This window comes from Saccharopolyspora rectivirgula DSM 43747 (assembly GCF_000497205.1).
Lineage (GTDB): Bacteria > Actinomycetota > Actinomycetes > Mycobacteriales > Pseudonocardiaceae > Saccharopolyspora > Saccharopolyspora rectivirgula.
The window spans coordinates 19,305-41,877 of record NZ_AYJW01000029.1 but is presented as its reverse complement, the minus strand read 5'-3'; the positions used below and the strand labels follow the sequence as shown (position 1 = coordinate 41,877).

The 22,573-nt window shown below is 68.4% G+C and carries 17 protein-coding genes and 1 tRNA gene; 6 read left to right on the top strand and 12 right to left on the bottom strand.

Going from position 1 to position 22,573, the window contains the following annotated elements:
- Positions 1 to 125: 125 nt before the first annotated feature.
- From nrfD to SREC43747_RS0110140, 4 genes are read right to left on the bottom strand one after another with little or no spacing between them, the layout of a single operon-like run.
- Positions 126 to 1,034, bottom strand: a complete 909-nt coding sequence (nrfD, locus tag SREC43747_RS0110160) for an NrfD/PsrC family molybdoenzyme membrane anchor subunit (RefSeq protein ID WP_051387928.1) — start codon at positions 1,032 to 1,034, stop codon at positions 126 to 128.
- On the bottom strand, positions 1,031 to 1,900 hold the full coding sequence (locus SREC43747_RS0110155; protein WP_029721108.1) for a 4Fe-4S dicluster domain-containing protein: 870 nt from the start codon (positions 1,898 to 1,900) through the stop codon (positions 1,031 to 1,033). Before SREC43747_RS0110155 ends, nrfD begins: the two co-directional genes overlap by 4 nt.
- A complete protein-coding gene (gene fdh, locus SREC43747_RS0110150; RefSeq protein WP_236623122.1) occupies positions 1,897 to 5,184 on the bottom strand; it encodes a formate dehydrogenase in 3,288 nt (1,095 codons plus the stop codon). Before fdh ends, SREC43747_RS0110155 begins: the two co-directional genes overlap by 4 nt.
- A gap of 42 nt (positions 5,185 to 5,226) precedes the next feature.
- Entirely contained in the window at positions 5,227 to 6,840 is a 1,614-nt protein-coding gene (locus SREC43747_RS0110140) for an MFS transporter (RefSeq protein WP_051387927.1), read from the bottom strand.
- A 116-nt stretch (positions 6,841 to 6,956) separates the two neighbouring features.
- Between SREC43747_RS0110140 and SREC43747_RS0110135 the strand changes: the two genes are divergently transcribed.
- On the top strand, positions 6,957 to 7,637 hold the full coding sequence (locus SREC43747_RS0110135; RefSeq protein ID WP_037331721.1) for a TetR/AcrR family transcriptional regulator: 681 nt from the start codon (positions 6,957 to 6,959) through the stop codon (positions 7,635 to 7,637).
- On the opposite strand, the gene selD is transcribed toward SREC43747_RS0110135, so the two are convergent.
- Positions 7,624 to 8,619 carry a selenide, water dikinase SelD gene (gene selD, locus SREC43747_RS0110130; RefSeq protein WP_236623121.1) on the bottom strand — a complete coding sequence of 332 codons (996 nt, stop codon included), beginning with the start codon at positions 8,617 to 8,619 and terminating at the stop codon, positions 7,624 to 7,626. The genes SREC43747_RS0110135 and selD overlap by 14 nt on opposite strands.
- An 88-nt stretch (positions 8,620 to 8,707) precedes the next feature.
- On the opposite strand from selD, the gene SREC43747_RS21030 reads away from it, so the two are divergent.
- Positions 8,708 to 8,801 (top strand) — tRNA-Sec (locus SREC43747_RS21030).
- Between the two features lie 95 nt (positions 8,802 to 8,896).
- Here the strand turns inward: SREC43747_RS21030 and SREC43747_RS0110125 are convergent.
- Positions 8,897 to 9,778, bottom strand: a complete 882-nt coding sequence (locus SREC43747_RS0110125) for an alpha/beta fold hydrolase (RefSeq protein ID WP_051387926.1) — start codon at positions 9,776 to 9,778, stop codon at positions 8,897 to 8,899.
- A 104-nt stretch (positions 9,779 to 9,882) separates the two neighbouring features.
- On the opposite strand from SREC43747_RS0110125, the gene selA reads away from it, so the two are divergent.
- The 4 genes from selA (at position 9,883) to SREC43747_RS0110105 (ending at position 16,644) form a co-directional block, all read left to right on the top strand.
- On the top strand, positions 9,883 to 11,184 hold the full coding sequence (gene selA / locus SREC43747_RS0110120) for an L-seryl-tRNA(Sec) selenium transferase (protein ID WP_029721099.1): 1,302 nt from the start codon (positions 9,883 to 9,885) through the stop codon (positions 11,182 to 11,184).
- Positions 11,172 to 12,977 carry a selenocysteine-specific translation elongation factor gene (gene selB / locus SREC43747_RS0110115; protein ID WP_051387924.1) on the top strand — a complete coding sequence of 602 codons (1,806 nt, stop codon included), beginning with the start codon at positions 11,172 to 11,174 and terminating at the stop codon, positions 12,975 to 12,977. The genes selA and selB overlap by 13 nt, the downstream gene beginning before the upstream one ends.
- 35 nt (positions 12,978 to 13,012) lie before the next feature.
- Entirely contained in the window at positions 13,013 to 13,978 is a 966-nt protein-coding gene (gene ku, locus SREC43747_RS0110110) for a non-homologous end joining protein Ku (protein WP_029721097.1), read from the top strand.
- 155 nt (positions 13,979 to 14,133) lie between these two features.
- Complete coding sequence (locus tag SREC43747_RS0110105; RefSeq protein WP_029721095.1) at positions 14,134 to 16,644, top strand: ATP-dependent Clp protease ATP-binding subunit; 2,511 nt, start codon at positions 14,134 to 14,136, stop codon at positions 16,642 to 16,644.
- On the opposite strand, the gene paaE is transcribed toward SREC43747_RS0110105, so the two are convergent.
- The 6 genes from paaE to paaZ are packed head-to-tail and all read right to left on the bottom strand — an operon-like array spanning position 16,632 to position 22,463.
- Positions 16,632 to 17,753: a 1,2-phenylacetyl-CoA epoxidase subunit PaaE gene (paaE, locus tag SREC43747_RS0110100; RefSeq protein WP_201768667.1), complete on the bottom strand. Its 1,122-nt coding sequence runs from the start codon at positions 17,751 to 17,753 to the stop codon at positions 16,632 to 16,634. The genes SREC43747_RS0110105 and paaE overlap by 13 nt on opposite strands.
- Positions 17,750 to 18,265: a 1,2-phenylacetyl-CoA epoxidase subunit PaaD gene (paaD, locus tag SREC43747_RS0110095; RefSeq protein WP_029721093.1), complete on the bottom strand. Its 516-nt coding sequence runs from the start codon at positions 18,263 to 18,265 to the stop codon at positions 17,750 to 17,752. The genes paaE and paaD overlap by 4 nt, the downstream gene beginning before the upstream one ends.
- Positions 18,259 to 19,146, bottom strand: a complete 888-nt coding sequence (paaC, locus tag SREC43747_RS0110090) for a 1,2-phenylacetyl-CoA epoxidase subunit PaaC (RefSeq protein ID WP_029721092.1) — start codon at positions 19,144 to 19,146, stop codon at positions 18,259 to 18,261. Before paaC ends, paaD begins: the two co-directional genes overlap by 7 nt.
- 7 nt (positions 19,147 to 19,153) lie before the next feature.
- Entirely contained in the window at positions 19,154 to 19,456 is a 303-nt protein-coding gene (gene paaB, locus SREC43747_RS0110085; RefSeq protein WP_029721091.1) for a 1,2-phenylacetyl-CoA epoxidase subunit PaaB, read from the bottom strand.
- The gene (paaA, locus tag SREC43747_RS0110080) at positions 19,453 to 20,418 is read right to left on the bottom strand and encodes a 1,2-phenylacetyl-CoA epoxidase subunit PaaA (protein WP_029721090.1); all 966 of its coding nucleotides are present in this window, start codon (positions 20,416 to 20,418) and stop codon (positions 19,453 to 19,455) included. Before paaA ends, paaB begins: the two co-directional genes overlap by 4 nt.
- Before the next feature lie 2 nt (positions 20,419 to 20,420).
- Complete coding sequence (paaZ, locus tag SREC43747_RS0110075) at positions 20,421 to 22,463, bottom strand: phenylacetic acid degradation bifunctional protein PaaZ (protein ID WP_029721089.1); 2,043 nt, start codon at positions 22,461 to 22,463, stop codon at positions 20,421 to 20,423.
- Positions 22,464 to 22,573: the final 110 nt, after the last annotated feature.

The window sequence follows — 22,573 nt, the reverse complement described above, 5'->3', positions numbered from 1 at the left end:
GCCCATGCCTGGTGATCACGCTCACACTTCGTCCACTGAGGATTAATTTCAGTCAACACTGAAGTAATAAATGTCATTGACATAATTGGCCGAGCGGTTCCCACCAGGAACGAATCAGCCGCTGATCAGCGGACCGCCTGGCGCTGGCGCTGCGGCACCACCGTGTAACGCGGATCCCGCGCCGAATTCCGCCCACCGGAGAAGATGCCGAAGCGCGTGGCAGCCGAACCAGCGCTCAAGCACAGCCCGGCCCCTATCGCCGCCAATCGGCTGCGCCCGCTGAACAACGCGCCGATCGCCCCCGCTGCGGTCAGTGCGCGAGCGACCCGCAGCACCGTGCCCGGCCGACCCTGCTGGTAAACCTCGTCGATCATTCCCGCCCGCCGGTGCAACCGGTGATCCGCCGCGATCTCCAGCGCAGCCCCCGCAACCGCCATCCTCCGGGCCGGAGCGGTCTGCTGCACCGGTGCTCCCAGCAAGCCCACCGCGCCAGCACTGGCCACCGCGCTCCCGGCGAAGAGGAAGGGCAGTTCGCGGTACACCTCGTGCCAACCCGGAACCGCGGTGTCCGAGAGCAGCACCGCGGTGTACGTGGTCATGGCCGGTGCCAGCACCGCGGAAACCCCCGCGCTCAACTTCCCCAGCCGGGGCAACCACCCGGTCACCTCGCTGGCCATTCCCGCACCCGTCAGCGCCGAGAACGGCGCGAGGATCCACGATCCCACGCTCAACGGCGAAGTGGGCTTGAACATCCGGAGCATGTTCAAGAACTTCAGCGGACGACCGAGATCGTGGATCAACGCGACCACGCTCGCCGCAGCGCCCGCCCCCGCTGCGATGCGACCGACCCTGCCCAACGCCGGGCGATTGGTGAGCTCAGCCCCCAGCGCCATCATCGAGGCGCCACCAGCCATACCTCCCAAGTAGAGGTAGAGCGGAACGTCCGGAACCTTCCACACCGGGGGCTTGATCACCTCTCGGCCGTAGTAGGAGCTGAACTGCGCCTCCCCCGCCACCGGGCGCTCGTCCGTCACCGCCGCCTCCCCAAAAAACTGCCGATCACCAAAGCCGCCGCGGTCCCTGCCGCAGCAGCGGCGCACCGCCACATCGAGGGCAGGTCCCTGGTGGTCACCACCGGATCAGGCGGCAACCCGTAGACCTCGGGCTCGTCGAGCAGCAAGAAGAACGCGCCATCACCGCCGACACCGTCCTGCGGATCGTGGCCGTACAACCGGGCGCTGGTGAACCCCTGCTCGTGCAGTTCGTCCACCCGTTGCTGAGCGCGCAGCCGCAATTCATCCAGCGGACCGAACTGGATCGACTTCGTCGGACAGGCCTGGGCGCAAGCCGGCTCCAACCCGGCTCCCAGGCGGTCGTTGCACAGCGTGCACTTGGCCGCCCCACCCGTGTCCGGGCGGACGTCTATCACCCCGTACGGACAGGCCGGGACGCAGTAACCGCAACCGTTGCACACGTCGTCCTGCACCACCACCGTGCCGTGCTCGGTCCGGAACAGCGCCCCGGTGGGGCAGACGTCCAGGCAAGCCGCGTGCGTGCAGTGCTTGCAGACGTCGGAGGACATCAGCCAGCGGGTCTGCGCCTCGTCCGGTGGTCCCATGGCGGGCATGCCGAGTTCTTCCGGCGTTCCCCGCTGTTCGACGAACGCCACGTGCCGCCACGTGGTGGCCCCCAGGTCCTTGGTGTTGTCGTAGGACATCCCGGTGAAGTCCAGTCCGTCCTCGGGCAGCAGGTTCCACTGCTTGCAGGCCACTTCACAGGCCTTGCACCCGATGCAGATGCTGGTGTCGGTGAAGAAGCCGACGCGCTCGGGGTGGTCCGGCGGGTAGCCGGCCTCCCCCGCCGGATCCGCCAGCGGTCCGCTCAACCGGTTCTGCGTCACCGCAGCCCCCCTTCCGTCCAATGCGGACTGTCGAGGTGTTCGGTCCCGGTGAATTCGGTGATCCCCGCGCGCCGGCGGTACTCCTCGACGTACTGCAGGAGCGCGGGTCCTCGCGGTCGCCGGCCCGGCTGGATGTCGCAGGTGCCCGCCTTGCTCTCCATGATGTGCACGTTGGGATCCAGGGACACGTTGATCAGCTCATTGGCCGCGTCCCCAGTGGTGAGCCCGTTCGGCCCCCAGTGCCAAGGCAGTCCGATCTGGTGCACCGTGCGGCCCCCCACCTGCAAGGGCCGCATGCGGTGCGTCACCAGCACCCTGCCTTCGATCGCGCTGCGCGCGGTGATGACCGTGGCCCAATCCATGTGCTTGAGCCCGCGCTCGGCGGCGAGCTCGGGAGACACTTCCAGGAACATCGCCGGAGCGAGTTCGGACAGGTGGTGCAGCCAGCGGCTCATGCCGCCGGCGGTGTGGTGTTCGGTGATCCGGAACGTGGTGAACACGTACGGGAACACCTCGCTCCCCGGTTCGTCCCCACTGGGCTGGTAGCGGTTCTCCGGGCGCGAATGCACCTGTCGGGCCGGGTTCCGCTGCTGCGTGGTGTGGATCCGGTTGCTCACCGGCGATTCCTGCGGCTCGTAGTGCGCCGGCAACGGTCCGTCCACCAGTCCTGCCGGAACGTACAGCCAACCGAGCCCGTCGCTTTGCATGATGAACGGATCCGTCCCGGCCAGCCCGGCCGGACCGGTGGTTCCGGGCGGTGGGGTGTAGTCGGGGCGCCTGTCCCGGTCGAAGTCCGGGATGTCGTGCCCGGTCCACTCCCCTCGCTGCTCGTCCCACCACACGTAGGCCTTGCGCTCGCTCCAGGGGCGCCCGTCGGGCCGTGCCGAAGCCCGGTTGTAGAGGATGCGGCGGTTCGCCGGCCAAGCCCATCCCCATTCGGGGGCGACCCACGACTGCTCGCTGCCGGGCTTGCGCCGCGCGGCTTGGTTGACGCCGTCGGCGTAGACCCCGCAGTAGATCCAGCACCCGCAGCTGGTCGAACCGTCGGCGCGCAGCTGGGTGTAGCTGGCCAGTGGATTGCCGTCCGCGTCGCGACCGTTGATCTCCTGCAGGACCGCCGTGGCGCTGGGCTCCTCCATTTCGCCCTCAGTCGGGTAGTCCCAGGTCAGTTCCAGGATCGGCCGGTCCCGTTCCCGCTGTTCCGGTGTCCGCTGGGCGTCCCGCAGCTTCTCCCGGATCCGTCGGCCCAGGTGGTAGAAGAACCACAGGTCGCTCCGCTGGTCCCCTTGGGGTTCGACCGCTTTGTGCCGCCACTGCAGCAAGCGCTGCGTGTTGGTGAACGTGCCCTCCTTCTCCACGTGCGAAGCCGCGGGCAGGAAGAAGACTTCGGTCGGGATGTTCTCGGTGGACATTTCACCGGTTTCGATCTCCGGCCCGTCCTTCCAGAAGGTCGCGGTTTCGATCAGGTTGAGGTCGCGGACCACCAGCCAGTCCAGATTGGCCAGGCCAAGCCGCTGCTGACGGGCGTTCGTGGTGCCCACGGCCGGGTTCTCCCCGATGACGAAATATCCTTTGACCTTCCCCTCCATCTGGTCGATGACGGTTTGGAAGGTGCCGTGGTCCCCGGTCAGCCGCGGCAGCCAGTCGAAGCAGTAGTCGTTGCTTGCGGTGGCGCTGTCCCCCCACCACGCCTTGAGCAGGCTCACCAGGTAGGAACGGATGTTCCCCCAGTAGCCGACCGCGTCCTCGCTCGGCCGCACGTAGCTCTCCAGGTCCAGGTCGGTGTGCGCGTGCGGCATGGGCAGGTACCCGGGCAGCAGGTTGTACAGGGTGGGGATGTCCGTGGAGCCCTGGATGCTGGCGTGCCCGCGCAGCGCCAAGATTCCTCCGCCGGGCCGGCCGATGTTGCCCAGCAGCAACTGCAGGATCGAGGCCGCTCGGATGTACTGCACCCCCACGGTGTGGTGGGTCCAGCCGACCGCGTAGGCGAACGCCGAAGTCCGCTCCGGGCCGGAGTTGCGCACCAGCGTCTCGGCCACCTGCTGGAACAACTCCCGCGGCACCCCGCAGACCTGCTCCACCATTTCCGGTGTGTACCGGGCGTAGTGGCGCTTGAGGATTTGGAAAACGCAACGCGGGTGCTGCAGCGTGGGATCGGTGTGGGCGGTTCCGCTGTAGCTCGGTCCGCCCGAACCGGCCCGTTCCGGCCGGCTGGTCTCGCGTTCCCGTCCGTGCTCCTTGGAAGGGCTGGTCTCCGCTTCCCGGGGGCGCTGCTGGCCATCGGCGTACTGCCAGCTCGAGGTGTCGTAGCTGGCGGTTTCGGTGTCGAACCCGGAGAAGACGCCGTGCAGGTCCTCGGTGTCGCGGAACTCCTCCCCGACGATCAGCGCCGCGTTGGTGTAGGTGCGCACGTAGTCGAGGAAGTGGGCCTCGTTGGTGAGCACGTAGTTGATCAGTCCACCGAGGAAGGCGATGTCGCTGCCGGCCCGCAGCGGGACGTGCAGATCAGCCAGTGCCGACGTGCGGGTGAAGCGCGGGTCGACGTGGATGACCTTGGCTCCGCGCTGCTTGGCTTCCATCACCCACTGGAAGCCGACCGGGTGCGCCTCGGCCATGTTCGACCCTTGGATGACGATGCAGTCGGCGTTGGCCAAGTCCTGCTGGAAAGTGGTGGCGCCGCCGCGCCCGAAGGAAGTTCCCAGACCGGGAACTGTGGAGGAGTGTCAAATGCGGGCCTGGTTCTCCACTTGGATCGCGCCGAGGGCGGTGTAGAGCTTCTTCATCAAATAGTTTTCCTCGTTGTCGAGGGTCGCTCCGCCCAAACTGGCGATCCCCATGGTGCGCCGCAGCGGGTAGTTCTCCTCGCTCCGCTCCTCCCAGGTGGCGTCCCTGGTGGCTATGACGCGGTCGGCGATCATGTCCAGCGCGGTGTCCAGGTCCAGCTCTTCCCACTCCGTGCCGTACGGACGGCGGTACCGGACCTTGGTTTCGCGCAGCGGGGAGGTGACCAGCTCTCGGCTGGCGGCACCTTTGGGGCACAGCCTGCCCCGGCTGATGGGCGAATCGGGGTCCCCTTCGATCTGGGTGACTTCACCGTCTTTGACGTAGATCCGCTGGCCGCAGCCGACCGCGCAGTACGGGCATATCGACTGGACCACGCGCTCGGCGTCTTCGGTCCGGGCTCTCATCCGGTCGGTCTTGGCCGACCGGGCCGCTTTGCCCCGGCCAAGGTCGTCGTGGCCGGTGAGTTGTCGCAGCACCGGCCAGTTCAGCCACTCGACCATGGGTCCTCCCTCGATCTCGGGTCGGGAGTACCCGGGGTGGGATCAACGCAAACTCCGGTGGCCGGGTTCGCGGTCCGCGGTGGAGCGGGGCAACCAGACCCAGGCCACGAGCGCGGCGAGCAGGATGAGCCCCGCCCCCACCAGGTGGGCCACCTGCAGCCCGTGCATCCAGGCTGCTCTGACGTCGTGCACCAGCTGGAGGCCGTGCTGCCCCAGCGAGGTCGCCACCTGCAGTCCACCGGCGAGCGACTGCTTGGCCAACTGCTGCGCCTGGTCCGGCAGGGCGGCCACCGAACCGGTCAATTGGGCCGCGTAGCTGCTGCCCAGCACGCTGCCGAGGACGGCGACGCCGAGCGAGGCGCCGACTTCCCGGGTGACGTCGTTGGTGGCCGATCCCATGCCGGCTCGTTCCCGCGGCACGTTGGCCATCAGCACGTCGGTCGCGGGGGCCATGGCCACCGACATGCCCAGGGCGGTCACCGCCAGGCCGCCCAGCAGGTGCCAGTACCCGGAGTCCGCGTCCAGGGTGCTCAGCGCGACCATGCCCGCTGCCGAGACCACCATGCCGCCGGCGATGGCGGTGCGCGGGCCGAACTTCCGCACCAGTTCGGGGATCTGCGGGGCGATCAGCACCATCACCACGGTCATCGGCAGCAGGGACAGCGAGGCGTTCAGGGGCGAGTAGCCGAAGATCAGGATCAGCGTCTGGCTCAGCGAGAAGAACACCCCGACCATGGCGAAGAAGACGAGGGTGATGACGACCGCGGAGGCGGAGAACGCGGTGTTGCGGAACAGGGAAACGTCGAGCATCGGTTGTTCCGCCCGGCTCTCCCACAGTGCGAACAGCGCCACCAGCACCAGCCCAGCCGCGGTGAGCACCAGCGTCCGCGGCGCGGTCCAGCCCACGTGCTGGGCTTCGATCAGGGCGTACACCACGAGCGTGATACCGGCGGTGGACAGCAGGGCGCCGGGCAGGTCGATTCCGCCGCCGGTGCTGGTCGCGGTGCTGGTCCGGCTGGGGATGAGCCAGAAACCGGCGAGCACCCCGACGACGACCACCGGCAAGTTGATGGCGAACACCGACTGCCAGGTGGAGATCTCCAGCAGCAGACCGGCGACCACCGGCCCGAGGGCGGTGCCGCCTCCGGAGACCGCGGCCCACAGGCTCACCGCCCGGGTTCGTTCCGCGCTGGTGAAAACGCTGGTCAGGATGGACAGCGTCACCGGCATGATCATCGCTGCGCCCAGGCCGAGCACCGCCCGGGCCGCGATCAGTTCAGCGCTGGAGTCCACCCACAGCCAGACGTACAGGGATGCGGCGCCGAAGAGGATCATGCCGGTTTGCAGCACGAGCTTGCGCCCGTACCGGTCGGCGATGGTGGAGGTGGTGAACAGCAGCCCGGCGAACACCAGGGCGTAGGCGTTGTTGAACCACTGCTGCTGCGCCATCGATGCCTGCAGGTCTCGGGCCAGGTAGGGCAGCGCCACCCCGAGCGAGGTGTTGGCCAGCATGGTCGCCGACAGGGCCAGGCACAGCACGCCCAAGATCCGCCACCGACTCCGGTAGACCCGCAGTGGGATTCCTTCAGCGATGGCTTGTTCTTCCCCCGCGTTTCGGGGCTGCGACAGATCGGCGCGAATGTCAGACCCGGACACCCGGTCGTCCTCCTCCGTGTTGCACTCCGAGTGCCAGGTTATGTCACGACTGACATTTGTCAGTCGTGACGCTGAACACTGTTGACCACGGGAGCTGCGCGGACAAACCTGACGTCATGACGGCCATGGAGGAAAAGCCAGCGCACGGCTCGGCCAGCACCGCACCGACGGACCGGCGCCACCGGCGCACGATGCGGACCAGGGCGGCCATCGAGAAAGCAGCGCTCCGGCTGTTCGCCGAGCAGGGGTTCGCCAACACCACGGTGGAGCAGATCGCCGAAGCGGCCGACATCGCCCCTCGCACCTTCTTCCGCCACTTCCCTTCGAAGGAAGCAGTGCTCTACGGCGACTCGGAAGAGGCCATGGCGCAGTTGCGGCAGCGATTGGCCGCCCGACCAGCCGACGAACACCCGGTTCGCTCGCTCACCGCGGCCATGCTGGAATCGGCTGATCAGCTGGAAGAGCAGCGGGAGCAGTTCCTGCAGCGCGCCGAACTGCTGAACAGCCTCTCTTCGACCGGGAATTACGAACTGCACCTGATGCGCCAGCGGTGGGTGTGCGATCTGACCGAGCTGCTGAGCGAACGTGCGGGCGCCTCCTCGAACCACACCTGCCCCGCCGCTTGGGCCACCGCTCTGCTGGGCTGCTTCGGCGCAGCCATGCACGCTTGGCTGACCAGCGCGGAGGGCACTCCGCTGCGGCGGGTCTTCGCGGATGTGCTCACCGGCCTCACCGGTGCCCTGGAGGAGGCCAACGAGCTGCTGGCCGAGCGAACCGGCGATGTCAGCGGACCGTGATCACCTTCTCGCCGCGGGGGACGAGTTCACCGATGACGGGTGCACCGGGGATCTCGCCGGCCACCAGCAGACCTCCCGAGGTCTGCGCGTCGGCCAGCAGCAGCGCTTCCGCTTCGGAAATCGCCGAGAGGTCGCAGTGCGGTCGCACCCACTCCAGATTGCGCTGGGTGCCCCCGCTGACGTAGCCGTCGCGGAGGGCTTCCCGCGCTCCCTCCAGGTACGGCACCGCGGCGGAGTCCACCACCGCCGAGACTCCGCTGGCGCGGGCCAGTTTGAACAGGTGGCCGAGCAGGCCGAAGCCGGTCACGTCGGTGGCGCAGCGGATGCCGGCGGCGAGAGCATTCGCCGCGGCCTGGGCGTTGAGCGTGGTCATCACCTCGACCGCTTGGGGAAAGGTCTCCCCCGTCGCTTTGTGCCGGGAATTGAGCACGCCGATCCCCAGCGGTTTGGACAGCGACAGCGGAACACCGGGCTGCCCGGCGTCGTTGCGCATCAGCTGTTCCGCCGCGCAGGTCCCGGTCACCGCCATGCCGTACTTCGGTTCCGGGTCGTCCACGCTGTGGCCGCCCGCTATTGGGCAGCCCGCCTGCGCGGCGATGTCGGTGGCCCCTTGCAGCACCTGCTGGACCAGGTCGAGCGGAAGCACGTTCCGGGGCCAGCACAGCAAGTTGATCGCCAGGATCGGAGCGGCCCCCATGGCGTACACATCGGACAGCGCATTGGCGGCGGCGATGCGACCCCAGTCGTAGGCATCGTCCACCACCGGAGTGAAGAAGTCCGCAGTGCTGACGATCGCGGTGCGATCGCTGATCTGCACCACCGCGGCGTCGTCCCCGCTGTCGAGCCCCACCAGCAGCTGCGGGGAGACGTCGCCCAGCAAGCCGGAGACCATGGACTCCAGCTCGTCCGGCGGGATCTTGCAGGCGCATCCACCGCCGTGCGCGTACTGGGTCAGCCGGTGCTTCACTGAGGTGTCGGTCATGCCCCGACGCTAAACCAAGCGATCGGTGTCGTCATTCGGGCGAACGCTGCACCGCACCACCGGTGGTCCCTTGCTAGGGTCGATCAGTGGAGGCGTCAGGGTGCCTGGTGGCCCCCGCGGTCTTCAAAACCGACGTGGCCGAGTACCTCGGTCAGGCGGGTTCGATTCCCGTCCGCCTCCGCTGTTCCGCTCTCCCGGATCGCTGCGCCGCGGGGAGCGTTCCCGCTCGGTCCGGCGTGTTCGGCGGGGACCACTTCCTCGGCGTCCCACCGCCGGATCAGCGGTCGCCGATCTCCTCGATGAACCGCGCAGTGCGGTCGGCCACCACGTCCGGTCGACTCCGCGGCAGCCAGTGCCCGCCGGGAACCCGGTGGACCCGCAAGTCCGGTACCCACCGCTCGACCCCGGTCTGCAGCGCTGGGGTGACGAAGCGGTCCTCGGTGGGCGCGATGACCTGCACCGGGAGGAAAACCCGCCTGGGCACCGGGGCCCGCAGCCGGGAAGGGATGTTGACCCGGTACAGCGCGAGCCCGCGGATCGCGTCCGGAGTCGACGGGATCTCCACTCCTTCACCGCCCATCCTGCTGAGCAGCCAGGGCAGCACCCCGCTGCGCCAGCTCAGCTCGGGAAGCACCGGAAGGCAGAAGAACCACAGGTAGGCCGAGGAGAGCAACTGCCGGCCCAGCTCGCTGAGCCCGCGGGGCGACGGTCGGCGGACCCTGCTGCGCAACCAGTGGCCCGCGTGGTCCAAGCAGGGCCCGGAAATCGACGTCAAGGAAGCGAATTTGCCGTTGAGCCGTTGATCGGAGACGGCTTGCCACGCGGTGATCGCACCCCAATCGTGCGCCAGCAGGTGCACCGGGGCGTACGGGCTGACCGCTTCGGCCACCCGGCCCAAGTCGTCGGCCAGCAGGCCGAGCCGATACGCGTCGGGGTCGGGCGGAGCTGGTGAATCACCGGTGCCGCGCATGTCGTAGACGGCCACCCGGTACCGCTCGCCCAGCCTGGCGGCGACCTCGGTCCACAGTGAGTGGTCATCCGGGTAGCCGTGCACCGCCAGCACCGTCGGCGCTTGCGGCGGACCGGACGTCCGCACCGCGAGCCGAACTCCATCAGCAGCAACGACCCAGCTGCGGCCGGCGACACCGGTGTCGGTCATGCTCGCCAGCCTACAAACGATGTCAACAAGCGTTGTCATCATTATGGCTGGTGGGCAACCGCTCCAGCGCGCCAGTTTCCCCTGAAGGATCTATAGTCCGCCCCATGGCGGACGAACGCCAGCAGATCCCCGGCACCGACCAAGTGCTCAACGCCCCGGAAATAGCGCTGGCCACCGCGCGACTCGGACGTCAACTGGTGAAGCAAGCCGTGCACGCCGCCCAGGACAAAGCACGAGCCGGTGAGATCTCCCCGGACGAGGTCATCGACGAAGCAGCGACCATGCTGCCGAAAACCGCATCGAGCCTGCACCGGGTGCTCAACGCCACCGGGGTGCTGCTGCACACCAACCTCGGCCGCGCCCCGCTCTCCGACGCCGCCGTGCAGGCACTGGCGGAAGCCGCGGGCACCACGGACGTGGAACTGGACCTGCAGACCGGCCAACGCGGCCCGCGCGGAGCCGCTGCCGTGCAGGCGCTGCTGAACGCCGTGCCAACGGCGGAAGCCGCTCACGTGGTCAACAACGGAGCAGCAGCCCTCGCCCTGGTGGCCACCGTGTTCGCGCGCGGCAAGGAGATCGTGCTGGCCCGCGGGGAAATGGTGGAGATCGGGGACCACTTCCGCATCCCCGAACTGCTGGAGGCCACCGGGGCGCGGCTGCGAGAGGTGGGCACCACCAACCGGGTCCACCGGCAGGACTACGAGGCGGTGCTCGGGCCGGACACCGGGTTCATCCTCAAAGTCCACCCGTCCAACTTCGTCGTCCAAGGATTCACCTCGTCGGTTCCCGTCGTCGAACTGGCCCACCTCGGCGTGCCGGTCGTCGCGGACATCGGATCCGGCCTGCTCCAGCCGCATCCGGTCCTGCCGGATGAACCGGACGCGACCACCGCGCTCCGGCAGGGGGCGTCGCTGGTGACGGCCAGCGGGGACAAACTGCTCGGCGGCCCGCAAGCCGGTCTGCTGCTCGGCAAGGCCGATCTCGTCCACCAGCTGCGCCGCCACCCGTTGGCCCGGGCCCTGCGGGTGGACAAGCTCACCCTGGCCGCCCTCGAAGCCACCATCACCGGTCCTCCCACCCCCACCGAGCAAGCGCTGCGCCAGGATCCGAAGACGCTGCTCGCCCGAGCAGAACGACTGGCGCAAGAGCTCAGCGGCGCCGGAATCGCCGCCCGTGCGCAACGCACCGAAGCGACCGTGGGCGGCGGCGGAGCTCCTGGAAAGGTCCTGCCCAGCGCTGCGGTGACCTTGCCGGAGCGCTACGCGCGACCGCTGCGCACCGGACGACCTCCGGTCTTGCCGCGAGTGGAACAAGGCCGGTGCGTTCTCGACCTGGCCGCGCTGCCGGCCGATTCCGACGAAGTGCTGCGACGCGCTGTGCTGGAGGCCCGCAAATGCATGTCATAGCCACCGCTGGGCACGTCGACCACGGGAAGTCCACTCTGATCCGGCAGCTCACCGGCATGGAACCGGACAGGTGGGAGGAAGAACGGCGCCGCGGGCTGACCATCGACCTCGGATTCGCCTGGGCTCGGCTTGACGACGGCTGCGGCCTGGCCTTCGTCGACGTCCCCGGGCACGAGCGGTTCGTGGCCAACATGCTGGCCGGGGTCGGGCCCGCTCCGGCCGTGATGTTCGTGGTGGCCGCCGACGAGGGCTGGAAGGCCCAGTCCGCGGAACACCTGGCCGCGCTCGACGCGCTCGGCGTGCAGCACGGGGTGCTCGTGATCAGCCGCAGCGACCTCGCCGATCCCCGCGCCGCGGAGGACCAGGCGCGAGAGCAGCTCAGCGACACGTCGTTGGACGGCATCCCCTCGGTGGCGGTCAGCGGGAAGACCGGCGACGGGCTGCCCCAGCTGCGCCGCGAACTGGACGCCCTGGCGCACCGCCTTCCGGCCGCCGACCCCACCGCGGACATCCGGCTGTGGGCCGACCGCGTGTTCACCATCCGCGGGGCGGGAACGGTGGTGACCGGGACGCTCACCGCCGGCACGCTCCGCCCCGGACAGCGCCTGCAGGTGAGCCCAGGCGGGAAGGAAGTCACCATCCGGGGGCTGCAGTCGCTCGGCACCCCCCGCGAAGAGGTCCGAGCGGTCGCTCGAGTGGCGGTCAACCTGCGCAACGCCGATCCCGGCGAGCTGCGCCGCGGTCACGCGCTGCTCACCCCGGACCGCTGGATCACCACCGACGTGCTCGACGCGCGGTTGAGCGCGGCGAAAGCGGGCGAACTGCCCACCAAGCTGATGCTGCACATCGGAGCGGCTTCGGTCGATGCCCGCATCCGCCCGCTCGGCAGCGACGCGGTTCGGCTGGCCCTGCGCACCCCGCTCCCCCTGCGCATCGGAGACCGCGCCCTGCTGCGCGATCCCGGCAGCCACCGGATCTTCGGGGGCCTGCTCGTGCTGGACGTGGATCCACCGCCGCTGAAGCGCCGCGGCGCCGCCCGGGCTCGAGCAGCCGAGCTGGCGAACATGGGCGAAACCCCGGACCCGGCGGCAGAAGCGCGCCGGCGCGGCTTGGTCCGCACCGACCGGCTGCGGGCGATGGGAGCCACCCCGCCGGCGGATGCCGGAAGATGGTTGTTCGACGCCGACCACCGCGCCGAACTGGCCGCTCAGCTGACCGACCTGGTCCGCCGCTACCGCCGCGAACACCCCCTGCAACCCGCGATGCCGGTGGAGGCCGCCCGCCAAGCCCTGGGCCTGCCCGAAGCTTCCTTGGTGGCCGAAGTGGCCGCCACCGCTGGAATACCGCTGCAGTCCGGGAAGTTGGGTGATGCTCGTCCGCAATTGCCCGAACGCGTCGCCCGAGCGGTGCGCGCGATCACCCGGCAACTGGCCGAAGAGCCCTTCCAAGCGCCGACGGCGGAAGAGCTCCGCGCGTTGGGTGTGGCGGAGAGAGAACTGGCCGCTGCCGAGCGGGCCGGGGCGCTGCTGCGGATCGCACCGGGCCTGGTGCTGCTACCGGACGCCGAGCAGCGCGCGGTCGAGCGGTTGGCGCAACTCCCCGCCCCTTTCACGCTGAGCCAAGCCCGCAAAGCACTGCGCACCACCCGACGGGTGGCTGTTCCGCTGCTGGAGCACCTCGCCCGGCGCGGCCGCACCGAACGCCTGGACGACGGCACGCACCGCGTTGTTTCCGCTGCTGGGCAGGCGGGAAGTCTGATGACGAACGGCGCACCGGCCCAGGGGCGCCGCTAGCGTGATCGGGCTGCTCGCCAGGGCGAGGAGGGGCCATGCCGCGGAAGATCTGGACGGGTTCTGTCAACTTCGGCCTGGTGACGATCCCGGTCGGGTTGTACGCCGCCACCGAAGACCACACCATCCAATTCCACCAGTACCAGCGCGGCACCACCGATCGCATCCGCTACAAGCGGTTCAACGAGCGGACCGGCCAAGAAGTCGACTTCGAGGACATCGTCAAGGGCCGCGAAGTGGACGGTGTCGTGGTGACCGTCGAGCAGTCGGAGTTGGATGCGATCGCGCCAGGCCGGTCGCGCACCATCGACATCACCACCTTCGTCGACCTCTCCGAGATCGACCCGGTGTTCTTCCAGCGGAGCTATTGGCTGGCGCCGAACAGCAAGAAGCACTCCCGCCCGTACAACCTGCTGCGCCGGGCCATGTACGAGACCAACCAGGCCGGGATCGCCACTTTCGTGTTCCGCGGCAAGCAGTACCTGAGCGCGGTGCGGGCGAGCGAGGAGGCTCTGGCGTTGGACCTGATGCACTTCGCGGACGAAGTGCGGGACCCCACCGAAGTGGTCGGGGACATCAGCAGTTCGGCCGCGGTCAGCGACAAGGAGCTCCAGATGGCCACCACGCTCATCGAGTCGATGAGCGGTGTGTGGGTGCCGGAGCAGTACGAGGACACCTACACCGCCCGGGTGGAGCAGTTGATCGCGGAGAAGGCCGCGGGGAAGCAGCCCGAAGTCGCCGAGGCTCCCCCGCAGCCGACAGAGGTCGTGGACTTGACCGATGTGCTGCAGCGCAGCGTGGAGCAGGCCCGCAAGGGGCGCGGGATGCCCAAGCAGCGCCACCGAGGTGAAGACCTGTCGTCGATGAGCATGGGAGAGCTCGGCAACCGCGCCAGGCAACTGGGCATCAAGGGCCGGTCGAAGATGCGGCGAGCTGAGCTGGAGAAGGCGATCGCGGCCGCCACGCACGGCACGAGCCGCAGGAGGCGGAGCAAGGTCTCCTGAGCACGTGCTGCGCAGCAGCCGCCCCAGCGGGTGCCGGTCTCGCTGCCGCGACGAGCCCGGGGCCGAAGCTGCATCCGGCGCACCCACATGAGCCATCCGATTAGAGGGTAGTCCTAGCCCAGCAGCCGAACGTCCTTTTGGAAGCGGGGAACGCCATGACGGGGAATTTCGATCCCGGAGGTACCGGGCCGAGTCCGTTCGACGAGTTCATGGCCAGGTTCTTCAGCACCGGCGACCAACGTCCGTCCCACCGGGTGGACATCACCCGGCTGATGACGCAGCAAGCCCAGGAGATGCTCGCCAACGCCGTTCGGCTGGCTGCGGACCGGCACACACCCGACCTGGACGCCACGCACTTGTTGTGGGCCGCCACCCAGAACTCCAGCACCCGGTCGATGCTGGAGAGCACCGGGGCCTCTCCCGAGTCCCTGGCCGAGTCCGTGGAGCGGCAGATCCCGTCTTCGACGAACGGAGCCGCCAAACCCCCGACGCTCACCCCGGCTGCGAAGCGCGCCCTACTCGACGCCCACCACGCCGCTCGCACCGTGGGCGCCTCCTACATCAGCCCGGAGCACCTGCTGCTGGCGCTCGCGGCGAACACCGAGTCGGGGGCCGGTTCCACGCTGCTGTCCCACGGGGTCAACATCGACGCCCTCAAGAAGAGCATCAAGCGGCAGCAGCAGTCGGGCAAACCCCCGATGGCCGCCACCCCGACCTTGGACCAGTACGGCCAGGACCTCACGGCCAAGGCCCGGGAAGGGGATCTGGACCCGGTCATCGGGCGGGACGAGGAGATCGAGCAGACCATCGAGATCCTGGCTCGGCGGACCAAGAACAACCCGGTGCTCGTCGGTGAGGCCGGAGTCGGGAAGACCGCGATCGTGGAGGGCATCGCCGAGCGGATCATCGAGAACCAGGTCCCCCAGGTGTTGATGGGCAAGCGGGTCATCCAACTCGACCTGTCCGGTCTGATCGCTGGTACCCGCTACCGCGGTGATTTCGAAGAGCGCATGAACAAGTTGCTCAACGAGATCAGCGAACACCAGGACGAGCTGGTGGTGTTCATCGACGAACTGCACACCGTGGTCGGAGCCGGTGGGACCGAAGGTGCGATGGACGCCGGCAACATGCTCAAACCCCGGCTCGCTCGCGGAGAACTGCACGTGGTCGGGGCCACCACCCTGGACGAGTACCGGGAGAAGATCGAGCAGGACGCAGCGCTGGAACGACGTTTCCAGCCGGTGCTGGTGAGCGAGCCCAGCGTCGAGGACACCATCAAGATCCTGTGCGGGTTGCGGGACCGCTACGAAGCGCACCACCAGGTGCGGTTCACCGACGAGGCCATCGCCGCCGCCGCCGAGCTCTCCGATCGGTACTTGACCGACCGGAACCTGCCGGACAAGGCGATCGACCTGATCGACCAGGCCGGGGCGCGGAAGCGGACGCGCAGCACGATCCCCACCACGGGGGTGCGCCAGCTGGAGGAGCAGATCGAACAACTGCGCTTGGACAAGGAACAAGCGGCCAACGTGGAGGACTACGAGCGCGCCTCCAAGCTGCGCGACGAGATCAACGAGCTGCAGCAGCAGATCGACCAACAGCGGGGTGTGGCTGCCGAGATCGCCGAAGTGAGCAGCAATGACATCGCCGAGGTGGTCTCCCGGGCCACCGGGATCCCGGCCACTCAGCTGACCGAGGAGGAGAAGACCCGGCTGGCCCGGCTGGAAGAGCAGCTGGAGCACCGGGTGCTCGGCCAGGACGAGGCGGTCCACGCGGTGGCCCGAGCGGTGCGCCGCTCGCGCAGCGGGCTGGCTGATCCGGGACGTCCCGTGGGCAGTTTCCTGTTCCTCGGCCCCACCGGGGTGGGGAAGACCGAGCTGGCCAAGGCCTTGGCGGAAGCCTTGTTCGGTGACGAGGATCGGATGATCCGGTTGGACATGAGCGAATTCCAGGAAGCGCACACCGCCAGTCGGCTGGTCGGTTCCCCGCCCGGTTACGTCGGCTACGACAAGGCTGGTCAGTTCACCGAGCAGGTGCGGCGCAAGCCCTACTCGGTCATCCTGCTCGACGAGGTCGAAAAGGCCCATCCGGACGTGTTCAACGTGCTGTTGCAGGTGTTGGAAGACGGCCGGCTCACCGACAGCCAAGGGCGGACGGTCAGCTTCCGGAACACCGTGCTCATCCTGACCAGCAACCTCGGTTCGGACATCGTGTCCCAGCGGTCCGGGATCCTCGGCTTCAGCAGCCGCGACCAGGAGCAGGCCGAAGGACCTGCCCGGGAGAAGATCATGGACCGGCTGCGGGAGTCCTTCCGGCCGGAGTTCCTCAACCGGATCGATGAGATCGTGGTGTTCCGCAAGCTCGACAGCGGCCAGCTTGCGCAGATCACCGAACTGCTGTTGGACAACACCCGGCGGCGGCTGCGGGCCCAGGGCATCGAGGTCGAGTTCAGCCGCTCCGCTGTCGACTGGCTGGCCGAGCACGGCTACCAGCCCGAGTTCGGCGCCCGTCCGCTGCGCAGGACCATCCAACGCGAAGTGGACGATCCGATCTCGGACATGCTGCTCAGCGGAGAGCTCCACTCCGGGCAGGAGTTGCAGGTCAGCGCAGCGGACGGGGAACTGTCGTTCTCGATGCGGCCAGCAGGAGGGGATCAGGCGTCGTAGTCGACGGTGACCGAGTCGGACACCGGCAGCGACTGGCAGGTCAGCACGAACCCGTCGGCGACCTCGGACTCCTCCAGGGCGAAATTGCGCCGCATGTCGACCTGTCCGGAGGTCACTCGCGCCCGGCAGGTCCCGCACACCCCGCCCTTGCAGGCGAACGGCAGGTCGGGACGCACCTGCTGAGCCCCGTCCAGGATCGGCACGTTGCGGGACAGCGACATCGACGTCTTGCGCCCGTCCAGGATGACCGTGACCTCGCTGGCCGGGCCGTCCACCGCGGTCTCGTCTTCCCGGTGCACCGGTTCCGGCGGGGCGGCGTCGACGAAGAACAGTTCGGTGTGGACCTGCTCCGGTACAGCGCCGACGTCCTGCAGGACCTGTTGGGCATCGGTGACCATGCCGTAAGGACCGCAGAGCCACCAGTGGTCGGTGTCAGCCGGGTTGATCACCGCGGACAGCAAGGTGCGGATCTTCTCCGCGTCGAGCCGCCCGGTGAACAAGTCCGACTCCCGAGGCTCTCGGGAAAGGACGTGGACGAGTTCGAACCTGGTCGGATAGCGGTCTTTGAGCTCGGCGAGCTCGTCCGAGAACATGACCGTGTCACTCCGGCGGTTGCCGTAGACCAGGGTCACCGTGGATCCGGTTTCGTGCAGCAGCGTGCTGGCGATGGACAAGATCGGAGTGATCCCCGAGCCCGCAGCGAAGCAGACGTGGTGCTGATCGGTCTGCAGGTCCGGCACGAAACGCCCGGTGGGGGCCAGCACCTCGACCTCGTCCCCTGGCCGGACCTCTTCGGTCAACCAGGTGGAGAACAGCCCACCGGGTACCCGCCGGACGCCGATGCGGAGCTCGCTGCCCCGTCGCGCGCAGATCGAGTAGGAGCGGCGCTCCTCCCTCCCCTCGTGCTGCCGGCGCAGCGTCAGCGACTGGCCGGGCAGGAAGTCGAACTCGTCGGCCAACTCCTCCGGTACTGCGAAGCTGACCGCGACCGCGTCCGCGCACAGCTTCTCGACTCCGGAGACGCGCAGTTTCCGGAAGGCGGCGCGGCGCCGGACCGGTCGGTCTTCCCCGGCGGTCGTTGCAGCAATGGCAGTTGTCGACACGCTCAGATCTCCTTGACGTGCTCAAAGGGTTCCTGGCAGGAGCGGCACCGGCGCAGCGCTTTGCAGGAAGTGGAACCGAAGCGGGACACCTCTTCGGTGTCCGGCGAACCGCACTGCGGGCAGGGGACCTGCCGTCGCGGCGGGAGCAGGGCCAGCGGGACCGGGCCAGTCGGTCGGTGCGGCGCCTTGCCCGGTGGGGCGATACCGTACTCCGCGAGCTTCCGCTTGCCTTCCGCGGAGATCCAGTCGGTGGTCCACGGAGGATCCAACACCGTGCGGACCTCCACCTCGGCGAAACCGGCTTGCTGCAGTTTGCGGATCAGATCGGCCCGCATTTCGGCCATGGCCGGACACCCGGAATAGGTGGGGGTGATGGACACCACGACCTTGTCGTCGTCGGTGAGCTCGACGTCGCGCAGCACTCCGAGGTCAGCCAGGGTCAGCACGGGCAGCTCGGGGTCGGTGACCGACTCGGCCGCCTTCCGGGCGAGCTGCAGATCCGCTGTTCGGTTCACCATTTCGCTCCCGGGTAGGCTCGAGCGACGCTTTGCATCTCGGCCAGCAGGTAGCCGAGGTGTTCGGTGTGCCCCCCGTCCCGACCTGCTTTTCCAGCCACTCCGGGCAGGGCGGGAAGATCCGGTCGCTGCAGCGTGGCAGTGGCCAGCACTTGCTCGAGCACCTGGTCGAACTCTTCGCGCACCGAATCGGGCAGGACCGCCACTCCGCTGGTGGCGAGCTGCTGCTCCACTTCGTGCGAGGTGAACAGCTCTTCCACCAGGGGCCAGAGCTCTTCCAGTCCTCGCTGCACCCGCTGGTGGGAGAGCTCGGTGCCGTCTCCCAACCGGATCACCCAGCTGGCGGCGTACTCCCGGTGGTAGGTGAGTTCCTTGACCGCTTTGGCCGCGATCGCCGCCAACATCGGATCCCGGGACTCGCGCAGTCGCGCGAACACCGCCAGGCGCCAGGAAGCGAAGAGCAAGATCCTCGCCACGGTGTGGCCGAAGTCCCCGTTGGGCATCTCGGCCAGCCGCACGTTGCGGAACTGGTGTTCGTTGCGGAAGTACGCCAGCTCGTCCTCGCCACGACCGGTGCCGTCGGCCTGGCCCGCCCGGGTCAGCAGCATCCTGGCCTGGCCGAGCAGGTCCAAAGCGATGTTGGCCAACGCCATCTCGTCTTCGAGCTCTGGAGCCCAACTGACCCACTCGGTCAGCCGCTGCGAGGTGACCAGGGCGTCGTCGGCCAGCATCAGGCAGTACTGCGCCAGCAGCTGCCCGTCCACCCCTTCCGGCAAGCGGGTGTCCACTCCGGCCAGCGGGTCGGCGAAGCCGGTGCCGAAGGCCCAGCGGCCGTCTCCCGAGGAATCCTCGGTCAGTGCCTGGTAGGCGTTGTCGAACGACATCGGGGCCTCACATGTGCGGAACGTTGTCGGGGATCTCGTAGAAGGTGGGGTGGCGGTAGACCTTGTCACCGCTCGGGGTGAAGAAGGGGTCCTTCTCGTCCGGGCTGGACGCGGTGATCGCGTCAGCGCGCACCACCCAGATGCTCACGCCCTCGTTGCGGCGGGTGTAGAGGTTGCGCGCGTTGTGCAGCGCCATCTGGTCGTCGGCCGCGTGCAGCGACCCCACGTGCACGTGGTTGAGCCCTCGCTTGCTGCGCACGAACACCTCGTACAACGGCCAGTCGGCCTGCGGTGGTTTCTGCTCGCTCATGCCGCCACCTCCTGCCCGGAGTGCTTGCGGGCGTACGCCGCGGCCGCCTCGCGCACCCAGCTGCCCTGTTCGTGCGCGGCCGTGCGATGGGCCAGCCGCTCTTGGTTGCACGGTCCGTTGCCGCTGATGACCTGTTTGAATTCCGCCCAGTCGGGCTCGCCGAAGTCGTAGTGCCCCCGTTCGGGGTTCCACTTCAGTTCCGGGTCGGGCAGGGTCACGCCCAACGCTTCCGCCTGGGGCACGGTCATGTCCACGAACTTCTGCCGCAGCTCGTCGTTGGTGTGGCGCTTGATCCGCCAGGCCATGGACTGCTGGGTGTGGGGCGATTCGGCGTCCGGCGGTCCGAACATCATCAGCGATGGCCACCACCAGCGGTTGGTGGCGTCCTGCACCATCTGCCGCTGTTCCTCGGTGCCCTGCATCATCGTCATCAGCAGTTCGTAGCCCTGCCGCTGGTGGAAGGACTCCTCCTTGCAGATCCGCACCATGGCCCGCGCGTAGGGGCCGTAGGAACTGCGGCACAGCGGTACCTGGTTGCAGATGGCGGCACCGTCCACCAACCACCCGATGACACCGACGTCAGCGAAGGTCAGGGTCGGGTAGTTGAAGATGGACGAGTACTTCTGCTTGTGCTGCAGCAGCCGCTCGGTCAGCTCGGCCCGGTTGACTCCCAGGGTTTCGGCGGCCGAGTACAGGTAGAGCCCGTGACCGGCTTCGTCCTGCACCTTGGCCAGCAGGATCGCCTTGCGGCGAAGGCTGGGGGCCCGGGTCAGCCAGTTGCCTTCCGGCTGCATGCCGATGATCTCGGAGTGGGCGTGCTGGGCGATCTGCCGCACCAGGGTCTTGCGGTAGCCCTCGGGCATCCAGTCACGGGGCTCGATCCGCTGGTCCTTGGCGATCTTCTCCTCGAAGTGCCGTTCCAGTTCGGCTTCGTCCAGCCGGTCGGCTTCCGTCGTCGTCATCGTCACTTCTGCTCCTCCGGCCGTTTGGCCACCAGGGTCAACACGTCGTACTTGGCCACTGAGTCGCCGTTCTGATTGGTCACGTCCACGTCCCAGCGGACTTCACCGTGCTCGGCGTTGACCCGCGGCGTGATCTGCTTGGCCGTCATGGTCACGGTGATCTCGTCCCCCGGGTAGGTGGGAGTCAGGAAGCGGAGGTTCTCCAGCCCGTAGTTGGCCAGCACCGGCCCCGGGTCGGGATGCACGAACAACCCGGCGGCGAAGGAGACGACCAGGTAGCCGTGCGCGACCTTGCCCTCGAAGAACGGGTTGGCGCGGGCGGCTTCCTCGTCGGTGTGGGCGTAGAAGGTGTCTCCGGTGAACTCCGCGAAGTGCTGGACGTCCTCGAGCGTCACCTTGCGGGGGCCGGCCACGACCGAGTCCCCGATGCGCAGGTCTTCCAGGTACTTGGTGAACGGGTGCTGGTCAGCGGTGTTGCGCTGGGAGCCCGTCACCCACTGGCCGGTGACCGCGGTGAGGGTGTCCGGATCCGCCTGGACCGCGGTGCGCTGCATGTGGTGGAGCACGCCCCGGATGCCGCCCATCTCCTCACCTCCGCCGGCCCGTCCCGGTCCTCCGTGGACCAGCATCGGCAGCGGGGAGCCGTGGCCGGTGGATTCCTTGGCGTTGCGCGAGTTCAGCACGAGCATGCGGCCGTGCCGGGAGGCCGCTCCCAGCACCACCTTGCGGGCGAATTCCGCGTCGGCGGTGACCACCGAACCGGCCAGGCTGCCCTTGCCTCGGCGCGCCAGCTCCACGGCGTGGTCGGCGTCGCGGTACGGCATGATCGTGCTGACCGGCCCGAACGCTTCCACCTCGTGCGGCTGCGGCAGCTCCGGGTCGGCGCAGCGCACCAGCAGCGGCGGCAGGAACGCTCCGCGCTCGGCGTCCGCGTCCACCACCTCGACCCGTTCGGGGTCGCCGTGCACCAGCGTTCCGGCTTCCAGCAGCGCCTTGAGGGAACGGCGGACTTCTTCGCGCTGTTCGAGGCTGGCCAGCGCGCCCATCGTGACCTGTTCGGAGGCAGGATTGCCGACCACCACCCGGGCGAGTCGTTCCCGTGCCGCCTCGACCACGTCGTCCAGCAGGTGCTCCGGCACCAGGGCGCGTCGGATGGCGGTGCACTTCTGCCCCGCCTTGACGGTCATCTCGGTGACCAGCTGCTTGACGAAGAGCTTGAACTCGTCGGTTCCCGGGACCGCGTCAGGACCGAGGACGGAGCAGTTGAGGGAGTCCGCTTCGACGTTGAACCGCACCGAGTTCGCCGCGACCACCGGGTGCGCGCGCAGTCGCTGACCGGTGGCCGCCGAGCCGGTGAAGGACACCAGGTCCTGGTCGGTGAGGTGGTCGAACAAGTCGCCGACGCTGCCGCAGACCAGCTGCAGCGACCCCTCCGGCAGCAAGTCGGACTCCACCATCAGCTCGACCAGGCGGTGCGTGAGGTACGCGGTCTGCGTGGCCGGCTTGATCAGTGTTGGCACCCCGGCCAGGAAGGCCGGGGCGAACTTCTCCAGCGGACCCCACACCGGGAAGTTGAACGCGTTGATCTGCACGGCCACCCCGCGCAGCGGGGTGCAGACGTGCTGGCCGACGAAGGTGCCGCCCTTGCCGAGCGCTTCCACCGATCCGTCGACGTAGACGGTGTCGTTGGGCAGTTCCCGACGCCCCTTGCTGGAGTAGCTGAACAGCACTCCGATGCCGCCGTCGATGTCGAACTTCGAGTCGGCCAGGGTGGCTCCGGTGCGGGCGGAGAGCGCGTACAGCTCCTCGCGGTGCTCCCGCAGGTGGGAAGCGAGCGCTTTAAGCAGCGCGGCGCGCTGGTGGAAGGTGAGTTCGGCGAGGGCGGGTCCGCCCTTGCTGCGCCCGTGCTCGAGCACCGACGCCATGTCGATCCCCGCCGAGGAGACCCGGGCCACCTCGTCCCCGGTCACCGCGTCGTGGAGCGGGACTCCTTCGTCCGAGGGCACGTGCCAGTCACCGTTGACGTAGCTCCGCAGGGCAACCATGCGCCCCGACCTCCTCACGGGTTGAATTACTGACCGTTTGTTCAGTAACGCTAGCACCGAAGGGCGGTTCGGGCACTACCCCTGGTTCCGGATTTTCCCTTTATCGAACC

What these genes read in the sequence shown, in the direction of transcription:
- SREC43747_RS0110135 (WP_037331721.1), top strand. Translation starts at nt 6,957, where the DNA reads ATGACGGCCATGGAGGAAAAGCCAGCGCACGGCTCGGCCAGCACCGCA.
- selD (WP_236623121.1), bottom strand. Translation starts at nt 8,619, where the DNA reads ATGACCGACACCTCAGTGAAGCACCGGCTGACCCAGTACGCGCACGGC.
- SREC43747_RS0110125 (WP_051387926.1), bottom strand. Translation starts at nt 9,778, where the DNA reads ATGACCGACACCGGTGTCGCCGGCCGCAGCTGGGTCGTTGCTGCTGAT.
- selA (WP_029721099.1), top strand. Translation starts at nt 9,883, where the DNA reads ATGGCGGACGAACGCCAGCAGATCCCCGGCACCGACCAAGTGCTCAAC.
- selB (WP_051387924.1), top strand. Translation starts at nt 11,172, where the DNA reads ATGCATGTCATAGCCACCGCTGGGCACGTCGACCACGGGAAGTCCACT.
- ku (WP_029721097.1), top strand. Translation starts at nt 13,013, where the DNA reads ATGCCGCGGAAGATCTGGACGGGTTCTGTCAACTTCGGCCTGGTGACG.
- SREC43747_RS0110105 (WP_029721095.1), top strand. Translation starts at nt 14,134, where the DNA reads ATGACGGGGAATTTCGATCCCGGAGGTACCGGGCCGAGTCCGTTCGAC.
- paaD (WP_029721093.1), bottom strand. Translation starts at nt 18,265, where the DNA reads ATGGTGAACCGAACAGCGGATCTGCAGCTCGCCCGGAAGGCGGCCGAG.
- paaC (WP_029721092.1), bottom strand. Translation starts at nt 19,146, where the DNA reads ATGTCGTTCGACAACGCCTACCAGGCACTGACCGAGGATTCCTCGGGA.
- paaB (WP_029721091.1), bottom strand. Translation starts at nt 19,456, where the DNA reads ATGAGCGAGCAGAAACCACCGCAGGCCGACTGGCCGTTGTACGAGGTG.
- paaA (WP_029721090.1), bottom strand. Translation starts at nt 20,418, where the DNA reads ATGACGACGACGGAAGCCGACCGGCTGGACGAAGCCGAACTGGAACGG.
- paaZ (WP_029721089.1), bottom strand. Translation starts at nt 22,463, where the DNA reads ATGGTTGCCCTGCGGAGCTACGTCAACGGTGACTGGCACGTGCCCTCG.